The organism is Bacteroides timonensis, assembly GCF_000513195.1.
In the GTDB taxonomy this organism is placed as follows: Bacteria; Bacteroidota; Bacteroidia; order Bacteroidales; family Bacteroidaceae; genus Bacteroides; species Bacteroides timonensis.
The window spans coordinates 96,616-110,040 of record NZ_CBVI010000048.1 but is presented as its reverse complement, the minus strand read 5'-3'; the positions used below and the strand labels follow the sequence as shown (position 1 = coordinate 110,040).

At 34.2% G+C, this 13,425-nt stretch carries 15 protein-coding genes; all 15 read right to left on the bottom strand.

Annotated elements, in window-relative coordinates; all coding sequences use genetic code 11:
* Positions 1-276: 276 nt before the first annotated feature.
* Positions 277-1,359, bottom strand: a complete 1,083-nt coding sequence (gene gmd / locus BN161_RS10760; RefSeq protein WP_044265881.1) for a GDP-mannose 4,6-dehydratase — start codon at positions 1,357-1,359, stop codon at positions 277-279.
* A gap of 2 nt (positions 1,360-1,361) precedes the next feature.
* The gene (locus tag BN161_RS10755; RefSeq protein WP_044265849.1) at positions 1,362-2,675 is read right to left on the bottom strand and encodes a UDP-glucose dehydrogenase family protein; all 1,314 of its coding nucleotides are present in this window, start codon (positions 2,673-2,675) and stop codon (positions 1,362-1,364) included.
* A gap of 18 nt (positions 2,676-2,693) precedes the next feature.
* On the bottom strand, positions 2,694-3,746 hold the full coding sequence (locus tag BN161_RS10750) for an NAD-dependent epimerase (RefSeq protein WP_044265846.1): 1,053 nt from the start codon (positions 3,744-3,746) through the stop codon (positions 2,694-2,696).
* A 20-nt stretch (positions 3,747-3,766) separates the two neighbouring features.
* The gene (locus BN161_RS10745) at positions 3,767-4,492 is read right to left on the bottom strand and encodes a WecB/TagA/CpsF family glycosyltransferase (RefSeq protein WP_044265878.1); all 726 of its coding nucleotides are present in this window, start codon (positions 4,490-4,492) and stop codon (positions 3,767-3,769) included.
* Positions 4,493-4,524: 32 nt separating this feature from the next.
* Positions 4,525-5,361 (bottom strand): glycosyltransferase family A protein, encoded by an 837-nt coding sequence (locus BN161_RS28050; protein ID WP_394332290.1) that lies wholly within the window; start codon positions 5,359-5,361, stop codon positions 4,525-4,527.
* Between the two features lie 23 nt (positions 5,362-5,384).
* Positions 5,385-6,581 (bottom strand): hypothetical protein, encoded by a 1,197-nt coding sequence (locus BN161_RS10735; protein WP_044265843.1) that lies wholly within the window; start codon positions 6,579-6,581, stop codon positions 5,385-5,387.
* A gap of 78 nt (positions 6,582-6,659) precedes the next feature.
* Positions 6,660-7,820: an EpsG family protein gene (locus BN161_RS10730; RefSeq protein ID WP_044265841.1), complete on the bottom strand. Its 1,161-nt coding sequence runs from the start codon at positions 7,818-7,820 to the stop codon at positions 6,660-6,662.
* Positions 7,817-8,296, bottom strand: a complete 480-nt coding sequence (locus BN161_RS10725) for a glycosyltransferase (RefSeq protein WP_044265839.1) — start codon at positions 8,294-8,296, stop codon at positions 7,817-7,819. The genes BN161_RS10730 and BN161_RS10725 overlap by 4 nt, the downstream gene beginning before the upstream one ends.
* Positions 8,293-8,889, bottom strand: a complete 597-nt coding sequence (locus BN161_RS10720; protein ID WP_044265836.1) for a glycosyltransferase family protein — start codon at positions 8,887-8,889, stop codon at positions 8,293-8,295. The genes BN161_RS10725 and BN161_RS10720 overlap by 4 nt, the downstream gene beginning before the upstream one ends.
* A 34-nt stretch (positions 8,890-8,923) precedes the next feature.
* Entirely contained in the window at positions 8,924-10,027 is a 1,104-nt protein-coding gene (locus BN161_RS10715; protein ID WP_044265833.1) for a DegT/DnrJ/EryC1/StrS family aminotransferase, read from the bottom strand.
* A 2-nt stretch (positions 10,028-10,029) separates the two neighbouring features.
* Positions 10,030-10,692: a PglD-related sugar-binding protein gene (locus tag BN161_RS10710; RefSeq protein WP_044265830.1), complete on the bottom strand. Its 663-nt coding sequence runs from the start codon at positions 10,690-10,692 to the stop codon at positions 10,030-10,032.
* Positions 10,689-11,477 carry an LUD domain-containing protein gene (locus BN161_RS10705; protein ID WP_044265828.1) on the bottom strand — a complete coding sequence of 263 codons (789 nt, stop codon included), beginning with the start codon at positions 11,475-11,477 and terminating at the stop codon, positions 10,689-10,691. The genes BN161_RS10710 and BN161_RS10705 overlap by 4 nt, the downstream gene beginning before the upstream one ends.
* Positions 11,477-12,358 carry an HpcH/HpaI aldolase/citrate lyase family protein gene (locus BN161_RS10700; RefSeq protein ID WP_044265825.1) on the bottom strand — a complete coding sequence of 294 codons (882 nt, stop codon included), beginning with the start codon at positions 12,356-12,358 and terminating at the stop codon, positions 11,477-11,479. The genes BN161_RS10705 and BN161_RS10700 overlap by 1 nt, the downstream gene beginning before the upstream one ends.
* A 1-nt stretch (position 12,359) precedes the next feature.
* The gene (locus BN161_RS10695; protein WP_044265824.1) at positions 12,360-12,818 is read right to left on the bottom strand and encodes a MaoC family dehydratase; all 459 of its coding nucleotides are present in this window, start codon (positions 12,816-12,818) and stop codon (positions 12,360-12,362) included.
* Positions 12,805-13,230: a sugar 3,4-ketoisomerase gene (locus tag BN161_RS10690; protein WP_044265822.1), complete on the bottom strand. Its 426-nt coding sequence runs from the start codon at positions 13,228-13,230 to the stop codon at positions 12,805-12,807. Before BN161_RS10690 ends, BN161_RS10695 begins: the two co-directional genes overlap by 14 nt.
* Between the last annotated feature and the right edge of the window lie 195 nt (positions 13,231-13,425).

The window sequence follows — 13,425 nt, the reverse complement described above, 5'->3', positions numbered from 1 at the left end:
TGGTAAACAATGCCATGCTTAGTTATAAAGGAATAGTTCCATTCACTTTCTTCTGTAACTTCATAAGGGAGTTGAGAACTTAATTCCACGTTCTTTAGCTAATTTTTTAACATCACCTCCCTCTTGAACACATTTGCGTATAGCTCTCTTATCTTCCAATATTCGTTGGAAGACAGACTTCTTCTTATGTTCTATACTTTTGCTCATAAAAGATATGATTAATAAACTTGCTACAAAGATACAGCTATTTTTTAGAAAATCAATAAGATTGAATCCTTATTTCCCCACTTGAGCTTTCAGATATAACTTTTTCACAAACCTCATATCATGTGCCGCCATTATCCTCACAAGCTCAGAAAAACTAGTTTTCGTCGGATTCCAACCAAGCAAAGTCTTAGCTTTAGTAGGATCACCTAATAACTGTTCAACCTCGCAAGGACGGAAATATTTAGGATCAACCTCAACAAGTACCGTACCCGTTTTCATATCAACACCTTTTTCATTAACGCCCTCACCTTCCCAACGGAGCTCAATGCCAACCTCATGAAATGCCAGAGTGGCAAACTCGCGAACAGTATGCATCTCACCGGTAGCTATCACAAAGTCTTCCGGTGTATCGTGTTGCAGAATCAACCACATACACTCCACATAATCCTTTGCATATCCCCAGTCGCGACGGGCATTCAGATTACCCAAATACAACTTATCTTGAAAACCTTGTGCAATACGGGCTGCAGCAAGAGTGATCTTACGGGTTACAAAAGTCTCTCCCCGACGTTCACTCTCATGATTGAACAAAATACCATTTACGGCAAACATATCGTAGCTCTCACGATAATTCTTCGTTATCCAAAAACCATACTGTTTAGCCACACCGTATGGACTACGAGGATAAAAAGGAGTAGTCTCTTTCTGAGGAACCTCCTGAACCTTACCGTAAAGTTCCGAGGTGGAAGCCTGATAAATTTTAGTTTTCTTCTCCAAACCAAGAATACGAACCGCCTCAAGCATACGAAGGGTTCCGACCGCATCTGCTTCAGCCGTATATTCCGGAACATCAAAAGATACCTTTACATGGCTTTGTGCTGCCAGGTTATAGATTTCATCAGGTTGTACTTGCTGAATAATACGGATCAATGAACTACTATCTGTCATATCGCCATAATGAAGATTGACAAGGCGCCGTTGTTTCATATCACGTACCCATTCATCCAAATATAAATGTTCAATACGCCCTGTATTAAATGAAGAAGAACGACGGAGAATGCCGTGAACTTCATAACCTTTCTCTATTAAAAATTCGGCAAGGAAGGAACCATCCTGACCGGTAATTCCTGTTAGTAATGCTACTTTTTTCATCATTATTTTCCTATACATGTATATTCAAATCCTAAATTTTGTAACTCAAACTTATCATAAATGTTACGTCCATCAAATACCACAACCTCCTTCATTGTTTTTTTCAACATTCCCCAACTTGGCATCCTGAATTCTTTCCATTCGGTTACCAGCAGTAAAGCATCAGCATCCAATACAGCATCATACATATCTGAAGCATAAATAACCTTATCACCTACTCTACGTTTACATTCCTTCATGGCAATAGGGTCATATACTTTCACAATCACACCGGATTCCAACAATTTATCTATCAGTACCAAAGCCGGAGCTTCACGCATATCGTCCGTTTCCGGCTTGAATGCCAATCCCCACATGGCCACCTGCCTGCCTTTCAGATCGCCCTTGAAATGCTTCAACAGCTTTTCAAAAAGAATGCTCTTCTGGCTTTCATTTACTTCCTCCACCGCTTTAAGCACCCGCATCGGATACCCATTCTTTTCGGCTGTTTTTATTAAGGCCTTTACATCTTTCGGAAAACAGGAACCACCGTAGCCACAACCAGGATAAAGAAATTTGCTACCGATTCTACTATCTGAGCCAATACCCTTACGTACCATATTTACATCTGCCCCCACAAGTTCACATAAGTTCGCAATATCATTCATGAAGCTGATACGAGTGGCCAACATCGAGTTTGCTGCATACTTTATCATTTCAGCACTCGGAATGTCCGTGAATATCAAACGATAATTATTCATCATGAAAGGTTTATAAAGACGTTCCATAATATCCTTTGCTTTTTCTGATTCGATACCCACCACTACACGGTCCGGTTTCATGAAATCATCCACTGCATCCCCCTCTTTCAGGAATTCAGGATTGGAAGCCACATCAAACTCGATCTTCACATTACGTTTATCAAGTTCTTCCTGAATAGCTGCTTTTACTTTCTGCGCAGTACCTACAGGAACCGTACTCTTGGTAACCACCAATACATACTTTTTCATGTTGCGTCCAATAGTACGTGCTACCTCAAGCACATACTTCAAATCCGCACTTCCATCTTCATCGGGAGGCGTGCCCACAGCACTAAACACCACTTCCACATCACCCAGACAATCTGACAAACAGGTCGTAAAATTCAATCGACCCGCATTATAATTACGATGTACCATATCCTCCAATCCCGGTTCATAAATGGGAATAATACCTTTCTTCAGCTTCTCTATCTTATTTTCCTGTACATCCACACAAGTCACGTCTACTCCCATTTCCGAGAAACAAGTACCGGTAACCAGACCGACATAACCAGTTCCAACAATTGCTATTCTCATAATTTCTTGATTTACTTTTTATAATTGATAAAAAGAACGATACCACTCTATTGTCTCTTTCACTCCTTCTCTAATAGATTTATCAGGTTTAAAGCCCAATTCATTTTGCAATGCTGTAGTATCCGCATTTGTCTGATAAACATCCCCCAGCTGCATCGGAAGAAATATCTTCTCAGCCGGATGCCCAATCGCTTCTTCTATAGCCTGTATAAAATCCATTAACTTCACCGGATACGAATTACCAATGTTATAAATTTTGTAAGGTGCAGTGGAAGTACCGGGATTCGGCGTTTCCGCTTGCCAGTCAGGATCAGGAGATGGAATATGATCTATCACTCGCAACACACCCTCTACAATATCGTCAATATAAGTAAAGTCACGAAGCATATCACCATTATTAAAAACCTTTATAGGGCGATGATGCAGCATAGCATCTGCAAACAAGAAAGGTGACATATCAGGACGTCCCCAAGGACCATATACCGTAAAAAAACGAAGTCCTGTTGAAGGAATGCCATATAGATGGCTATATGTGTGAGCCATCAACTCATTCGACTTCTTCGTAGCCGCATATAAACTCACCGGATGAGCTATACTATCTTTTTCTGAAAAGGGAACTTTACCATTCAAGCCATATACACTACTGGAACTGGCATATATTAAATGTTTCACTTCATAATGACGACATCCTTCTAAAATATTTAGAAATCCATCCACATTACTTTCTACGTAAGCATAAGGATTTTCAATGGAATATCTGACTCCTGCTTGAGCAGCAAGGTTCACCACTTTATCAAAATGCCCATTGGCAAATAGCATCTGCATAGCCTGCTTATCCTCCAAATTCATACGGATAAAATGAAAATTCTCAGACTTTTCACTTTGTAACAATTTGTACCAATCAATAGATTCTCGCCTAATACCTAATGTGGCCAAGCGTCCATATTTTAAATCTACATCATAATATGCATTTATATTGTCCAGCCCCACGACTTCATCACCACGAGAAATCAAACACTTACAAATATAAGAACCGATAAAACCTGCACTACCAGTAACTAAGACTTTCATATTAAATTAATATAAACATATTACATTCTACTACGCTTTAACTCAAAATAAAACAAACCAGGCAGAATTTTTATGTAGTTAAATATTCGACGCCAAATTTTTCGAGGTTCTTTTATTAAACGATCAAGCCAAATAAACTTAAAAGAGCCAATACCTATGCTAGGACATTTCAAATAACCAGTATAAAAATTAAATGCGGCCCCTATACCAAACATCAAACCATGTTCAATATATGGTAAAATATTATTCATAAAAAGTTCCTGCTTAGGCGCTCCCAAAGATACCCAAATAATATCTGGTTTCAATTTATTTATTTGGCATGCAATTTGTTCATAATCAAAGTCATTAACCTCACAAAAAGGCAGAGAAAGATATTCTAAGTATGAATTATTTATATTTTTCTGTTTTAATATAGATCTAATTTCATCAACTTTTTCTTTTGTATTCCCTAATAGCAACTGTTTTATTGGCTTTTCTATATATCTTCCAAATATCTCAGGACCATTATAAGCCATATAAGATGTTTTATATATCAAATTAACCATAGTTGCAATAGAGCTACCATCACAAGTATTTATACAAGCCGAGTTTATTACATTTCTATATTCAACATTTTTTTGTGCCATTGTCAAAACATTAGCATCGACTACACAAACATACCCTTTAATCTTCTGCTTAATATATTTACATATCTCATTGTCGATTTTTGTTTTATCAAATTCGATATTCACTTTAAAAACATTCATCAGCATTCCACATTTTTTCTAATACAAAACTATCAAGACTTAGAAAAAGAATATTTGTCACTATCAAATTTACGCCCAAATATATCAACAAATACTATCAATATTATTTTTCTTATATTAGGAATAAAATACCTCTTTCGATTGACTTTCTTTTCAAGCAGTAATATGGTCTTATCTATTTCATTCCTAAATTTATCAAATAGAGATTCCTCTTTGATGCTATTAAAGGCAAATAAATATGCCCTAAACTTATTTACTGGATACATAACAGAAAGTCCTTGACTTGACAAATTATAATAATTCAAGTATTCACCAATATTCATAAGCTCTCCTCTCATAGATAATTGCAACATAAGATCAATATCTTGTCCTCCTCCCTTAATTCTATAACCACCTATAGCATCAAAAGCCTCTTTCCTGAACATTAGAGCAGTATGAGCCATTCCTTGCTTTAATTGCACTAATCTTTTCAGAATAAGATCATGAGTTAGAGGAAATGGCTTATAACGTATACATTTTGACTTTGTCTTAAAATAGATTTGAGTCCCAACACAAACTACTTTTGGATTGTTTTCAAGAATATAATGCTGTATTTTTAACCTATTAGAACACATAACATCATCATCATCCAACCTTGCAATATATTTCCCTTTCGCTTTAGATATTCCATAATTTAAAGCAGCTCCTAACCCTGCCGCTTCAATACAATACAAACGGATACGCTTATCCTCCACCTCCTTCATAATATTTTCGATTGGAACATCTGAACCATCATCAACTATAATCAATTCAAAATCAATACAACTCTGATTCAATATCGAATTTACTGCCATTAACAAGGCGGACTTATTCGAATTCCGACAAGCCATAACTACTGATATATCCATAATAATTAATTTAATTTATAAAAAGCAAGACATCTATTTCCCCAATGAGTTGTATCAACAGACACCCAACCAGAGTCCATATTCCACCTTGGATGCAAATCACACCTATAATCATCAAAATATTTCAGAGGAGAATAAAACTCTTTTAGCTTGTACAATTTTCGCAATTCAATATTATATAAAAAGAGCATTTGTCGTCTACAGTTATTGGGATAAGAGTCCGTCAAGATATATTTCTTAGTTAAGTTAAAAGAAGGATGTCCATCCTCAAGAGGCATTTTATCATAAATTTCACTTTCTTCAACCTTATCTATATTAATAGAGAAATACCCCTTTATACCTTTTCTATTTGTTGCATAAATAAACAATTCTTCCTCTGATTTCCAACAAAAATGAGAAACGTGTCCATTATCTAATAAAGTAACAAAATTTTGAGTCATTTTATCAAACAGAAGTAACCTAGATTTAAAAATCCCACCTTTTTTTAGCCATCTATGAATAAAAAGTATTTTCGTATTATACTTACAATACTCGACATGGTTTATATAGTGACACGAATTATCAAAATCCTTTCTGTAAGAAAATCTTTTTAGCATTTCAATACTAAAAAGTAATTTAGAAGAATTATTTTTCATATTAAATTCCCATATTCCATCTTCTGCATCATTCAAATCAGCAGATTTCCTTTTCACATCATACCCATAACCTTTCGCATATAGACTCAATCTTACAAAGTTTACAGATAAATAAATATCATCATTTTTTCCCATTGAATAAATTGGCATAGGAAAGGTTTTATATTCCTTTGTCAGAAAAGAATATACCTTAGCTCCAAAATGCCCTTCTTCCTCCAAATAAGTATTATAAATAATATAATTTTCTTTATCACCAATCCATTGCATCATAGCCCCCTGCTGCCAATTCCAAGCAAAAGTTTGATCTAATTCAAAAGATTGCCTTGTACCCACATCATACACACAAACTTTGGCCGCTGAACTTACATTTCTTTTTATGGGAGCACTCAAATATAAAATCCTTGAATTTGAAACATTCACAGGACTTTTATCATAATATCCAAAAAACACATGGCGCCCTTTATCCTTCAACACAAACAACTCTTGTAATTTGAGTTCTTCCAAGTAATACTCATGAGTATTACTAATAAAAAACTTCCGCAAAATCAGCAATACATACTTACTCACAAAAAAAAGCGGCTTGACATTACGTAGTTTTAAAATTACAAAATTCAAAGATGGCATATCCTAAATATAAAATTATAGCTAAAAAAAATAAAAACAAGTATTGAACATTATATTATTTAATGAATCAAATTCAAACGTCCCATTTTCCAACTTATAGCCAAATCTAAACAACAACAATACAACCCAAACACTCCGCATAAACACTGACAAAAAGCCTACACTTTTTCTATTTATAAGTATAGGAAAGAAAACAAAAAAATATGCATATACATAAAAACCATATCTATATGACAGAGTTTCTTGAATAAATGAAAAACCTAATATAAATACAGGTAGAAACATAAATACATTAAACCAAAAAGCACTCCTTGGCAACATAATGTATCGCTTCATCAACAACAATATGGAAATCAAAAATAAAAGAGTAAAAACTATAGTAACTATCTCCAAATGCGATTCACTATTAAAATCATTAGCTCCTATTCTTTGAAATATATAAATAAATTCAAGATTTCCAGCTAATAATACAACCGCATAAGCAAGTATAAAAACAGCAAAAAAAGTCAAAATTATCGATTTTACACTGAAAGGTTTTCTTATAGGAGGAAAAAACAGTAAAGGAAGAAAAAGAAAAGCAGAAGAATGAATGAATCCCGCACATAAGATCAACAAATGCATTTTTCGATTATACAAAATAAAGTAAACTAAGCCGAGTAACAATACACTCATAGCCAAAAACTGTCGCATTAAATGAGCAGATAAACTAAACAATTCAAAGAAAAAAGAGATAGAAACTAATGCAACAACTACATCTACAACTTTTAAAGATAATTTCTTATAAATCAAAACCACTGAATATAACAAACAAAAATACGATATAAATGTATTAATTAGCGTAAAAGAAGCAAAGTCTAATTTAATACAGGAACTCAAAAAATACATATAACTATAAAAAGCAAATTCTTTTCCAACTAATAGCAGATAAGAAAAAAAGCCAGATTCTTTAGCTAAATCAAATTGAATCAAATAATTCTCCATATCAGATTCAATATATTTAGTCATATTTATTAATCCTAAAAAGAAAGACAATACAAAAACTGTAAGAAGACCATTGTATTTACTTACATTTTTCGAATACAAATAAATATCAAAAAATAAAGAAATCAGTATTCCACTTATAGGATGAATCAGGAAAAATAATAAAACTATAAAAGTACTGCATGCAACATTCTGACTCATTTGTTTGCTAAATTCCAATATTCCACATACTTCATTGCCACTATTCTTGCATCATGAAGTTTATTAAGAAACTCCATCCCTTCTCTTCCTATTAAAGGAATGTTTTCACTATTTAGAATCAACTTCTCAATTTCATTATATATATGTTCACTTGACGGCTCAATATTTATTATCGGACATTTTGTCCCTATAAATTCTTGATTTTGGCTTTCATTACCACTTAGAACAACTTTTCCTTTTGATAAACCCAATAGAGCATTCATCCCATATCCATAGCTACACGCCTGATCTACAAAAATATTACATTGGTCAAATAGCCTCACATATTCATCAAAAGGCCGATTTTCAACGATAGATATCTCAACTTGATCGTGATATTTTTTACTAATTCTTTCAAGAGCATCCAATATGTATCTTGTCCCCTTGAACTGTTTACGACTTATTCCATAAAATATCTTGATTTTACCACAAATCAAATTAGCCTTATTTTTTTTACAATATAAAAAGGCATTGGAATAAATCCAATATAATTACTAAATCTCTTATATCCACAATGATAAGTAAAACTAGAAGAAATAATACCATCAAAAAGAGAAACAATTTTATTTGTTATCTTCAAGCTCCTATTATTGCAATACAGAAATAAATTACGATAATTTCCCTCCCTTATTTCATTACATAATGGCGAATAGTTAAATGTTAACTGCGTTAAAGCATTATATGTATCCATCCCACAGCTATTAAAAAACACCTTAGCATTATTTCTTTTAATAAACTTTATAAAGAAATACCCTAATATATCATAAGGAATAATATGAGGGGCTATAGAAATAAATTGCACCACATCATAGTGCTTTATTCTTTTTAACAATTTAAAACATTGCACTTGATGCAAAAAAAGTCGCAATAATTTATTACTACAAACATTTTTTATAGTGATATCACCTTTTATATTTTTAAAGTCATCTCCAAAGGAAACTACCGTAACCTCATGCCCTAAATCTTCAAGACCTCTCTTTAAATTAACATGTAAACCACTAAACTCCCCAAATAACAATATCCGCATCATATTTTTAAATGAATGGATTAACAAATGAGACTTATTAAATACCCGCTTTATTTATCATTGCTACCACATACTCCAACTCTTCTTCCGTTATCACAGGACTCAAGGGTAAACTAAGTTCTTCATTATGAATTTGCTCTGTTATAGGGAATGAATAATTATTCCATTCTTTATAACATTCTTGTTTATGAGGTGGTATTGGATAATGAATTATAGTCTGCACACCATTATCTGCCAAATATTTCTGTAGTTCATCACGTCGTTTACAACGAATTGGGAAAATATGGAAAACATGAGCATCCCAATCTTTTATGGTAGGAAGTATTATATGAGAGTTAGTAATATTCTCTATATAGTATTTTGCCACTTCTTTGCGGATAGCTATATCTTCATCCAAATACTTCAACTTCACATCAAGAACTGCTGCTTGGATTTCATCCAACCTACTATTCCTTCCACAATATTTGAAAACATATTTCTTTTGGGAACCATAATTAGCCACAGCACGAACGACTTTCGCCAATTCTTCATCATTAGTAGTTACCGCACCAGCGTCACCAAATGCTCCCAAGTTCTTACCCGGATAAAAGCTATGCCCAGCCGCATCTCCTAAAGAGCCTGTCTTTCGACCATTAAACTTACAACCATGAGCCTGCGCATTATCCTCTACCAATTTCAAATTGTACTTTTGACACAGCTCTCCGATCTTATCTGTATAGGCACATTGACCATATAAATGAACAATCAAAACAGCTTTCGTTCTTTCTGTTATGGCTCCTTCTATCTTAGAATCATCTATTTGATAGGTTTCAATGCTGGGTTCTACCAAAACAGGTTTCAAGCCATTCTCTGAAATAGCCAATATAGATGCAATATAGGTATTAGCAGGCACTATCACTTCATCACCAGGATTCATTATCCCCATTTCTACGTAAGCACGTAATATCCAGATGAGGGCATCCAATCCATTAGCACAACCTATAGCATATTTAGTACCTATATATTGTGCATAATTCATTTCAAACGTCTCATTTTCTTTCCCCTGCAAATACCAACCGGAATCAACGACACGATTAACTGCTTCGTGGATTTCATCAGAATACTTCTGAGTAATTGCTTGTAAATCTAAAAATTTCACCATAATCAATCTTCTCTAACACGTTTCATAAATTTAGCTGGTGTACCAACATGTATTTCATAATCTGGAATATCGCGAGTTACTAGACTACCAGCACCTGCTACTGCATAATTTCCAATTTTCCTTTTCTCTATTACTTTTGCTCCTAAAGTTACATCAGAACACTTTCCAATTGTTATATAAGAACTAGTTATAGATCCCACTGAAAAATGACATAAAGGACCGACTACTGTATTATGTCCTATTAAAGAATTTGCCATCATTAAAGAACATTGCCCAATATGAGATTGAGGACCTACATAACAGTTTGACATTACAAATACGCCAGGTTCTAACACCGCACTTTGAGATACGAAAGCCGTCTTATGAATTATAGTAGCAAAACGTTCTTTAGGTATATCTATTTTTCTGAATACTTTTTCTGTCAGAATATTACGACCTATCATATGAATACCCCACATAAAATAATAATCCGGATTATCTAACAACGTCTTTATGCCATCAGTCCCGCTCAATACAGGATAACCACAAATTTCTTTTTCATAGTCATTGACAAACCCTACAACTTCCCATTCTAAATCATTAAATCGAATACGATTGTCTTCTATACATGCAGCTATAACTCCTCCATTACCTTCGCCACCTATGATTACTACTTTTTTACTCATAATCCCAAATTTTCATTTACTACCAATAAATGTGTCCTATCAGAATTAAATTCTACTTCACCACGCATTATAGCAATCTTTCTGCACGCACTCCTAGGATGTGAACAATCAAAACATTTCCCTCTTTGTACACAAGGTAGCTCATTATATCTATTATGATGCTTCAAATTATGCCTTATATAGTTCAGTGGAGCCGCTATATTTCTAATTCGCTTCAAGGCTTCATCCAAATCTAAACATATCTTATTCATTCCTACAATAACAATCACATGCTTAGGCCCGAACATCATTCCTGCAACACGATTTCCACTTCCATCTATTGATACAATCTCACCTTTCAGTGTAATTGCATTGGCACCTATAATAAGAACATCCGATAATAGTGTTTGTCTCATCTGCTCAACAACCAATGCCATCCTACGATAATATTCTTCTCTCGGTAAATCCAGTTTTTCCCCTAATGGTTGATCTTCAAAAACTTTATATTTACCATCGTCAGTCCTTTTAAAAGGATTAATAATATCATAATCCGAAGAAGAAAAATTTTGCTCTACCGTAGAATATATGCCACATTGATGCAGTGACACACTATCAGAAAATGCTATTTTCTTTAGTTTTCTGTCATCGATAAACCGAGTTATGAAAGAGGAAATCTCGCCATGAGAAAAACAAGGGTGAAAATTGATTCTTCTTCTCTCAAAATTATCTTTCATCAAAGCACATTGATGCTCAAAATGGCAGCGATATTCTTCAGACAAATCCTTCTCATTAATCATATTATTCATTATTTACCAGTATTTCGTATCAATTCACTCTTCCGCAAGATGCTATTGGCCATTTTGACCATTGGAGGACCTATAAACTTATTGTCTTTTACAGCTACTCCCTTACCATCGCGGGTAGCTTCATTAGATAAAACTATCATTTCTGTAGCCCATTCAATTTCTTCATCGGTAGGCGAATAATATTTATGCACTAAGGGTAATTCTTTGGGGTTCAATACAAGCATACCTTCAAATCCCATTTTTTTGGAAAGAACCAAATTTGTCTCTAAATCATCTAAATCATGAACCCTTATATGGACTGTATCAATAGGATAAATTCCACATGCACGTGCACTCAATGCTATTAGCGAGCGAGCCACGAAAATGCTATCACCTTCTAAATCATGTTCACCATGCAAATTTGTTACATAGTCTTCACATCCAAAAGCAACAGCAACAATTCTATTGCATGCCGTACAGATATCTTTTATATTCATTACAGCACCAGCCGTTTCTATCAGAGGAATCAATTTAAACGTACCTATCGTATATCCTTTTTCATATTCAACTGTTTCTAATAACTTTCCGATAAAATAAACATCCTCACCTTTCATTGATTTAGGATACATAAAACCTGTTATACCGGGGATAGTCAATTGATAGATATCTTTCAGCAATTCGCCGCTTTCACGGTCATTTATTCTCGGATAGACTGCCCGTCCCTTAAATATACCATTCCCAATATAGTGAATAATATTATCTCTGGCTGATTGTTTATCAATACTTGGAACCGAATCCTCTATATCAAGTAAAAGAACATCCGCATCGCTTCGAGACGCACTATTCAACAACCTCTCATTATGAGCAGGCACAAACATTAAACTTCGAAATAAATGTTCCATATTAACCTCCTTTTTTCACCAAAACATTACGACAAAAACTTATCACTTCTTCGTCTCGTTGGTTACGTCCGATAGTTTCAACATATACAATCCCTCTATCATTTTTAGACTGAGATTCGCGCTTAGAAAGAATTGTCGTTTCCGCATAAAGAGTGTCCCCAATAAAAACTGGTGCTAAATGTTTTATTCCCTCATAACCAAGATTAGCTATAGCCTTACCACTGATATCGGGTACTGTCATCCCAACTACCAACGAAAAAACCAAAGTACCCACTACCAAAATTCTTCCATGCTGATTTTTTGAGGCATAGTCAATATTAGTATGAACGGGGTGATGATTCATTGTCAATAAACTAAAGAAATTATTGTCGCTTTCAAATATCGTCTTAGACAATGAATGCTGAATTTTTCCACCAACTTCAAATTCTTCAAAATACAACCCTAGTTTACTTGCTTCCATTTTCTTTATTTGTTATAAATTCATTATAATCACGCATATAATCCGCTTCATCATAACCATGGGAAGCCAAAACAAGGCAGATAGATCCTGATGAGAATCCTTGCTCGGCGGCCCAAATACCAGGAGGAACATGCAATCCATAAAAAGGACGATTCAACAATACCGTACGCTTATTCACTCCATCATCTAATACCACTTCATAACTGCCACTAGCAGCTACCAAGAACTGATGACATTCTTTATGTGCATGAGCACCGCGAGCTTCCCCTCCAGGAATATCATAAGAATAAAAAACTCGCGCTATATCAAAAGGAATATTTAACTGCCCATGAATAGGAGTTATGTTACCGGCACGATTTTCAATCTTAGGAAGTTCAATTATAGAACAGTCATAAACAGTAGGTTTCTTCATTTTACTTTCTTTTTGTAAAAGGAAACAATAGGTTGCTCATAATATTTAGATATTAAGATGCTTGCTATTAATGCAAACAGTAAATATAAAGGCAATTTATATTCCCACAATATGGTTATGCCAAGTTGAGATAGCAATGCATTAGAAGTATTTATAATCAGTTGATGCAACATATAAAAACTAAAACTGACGCTA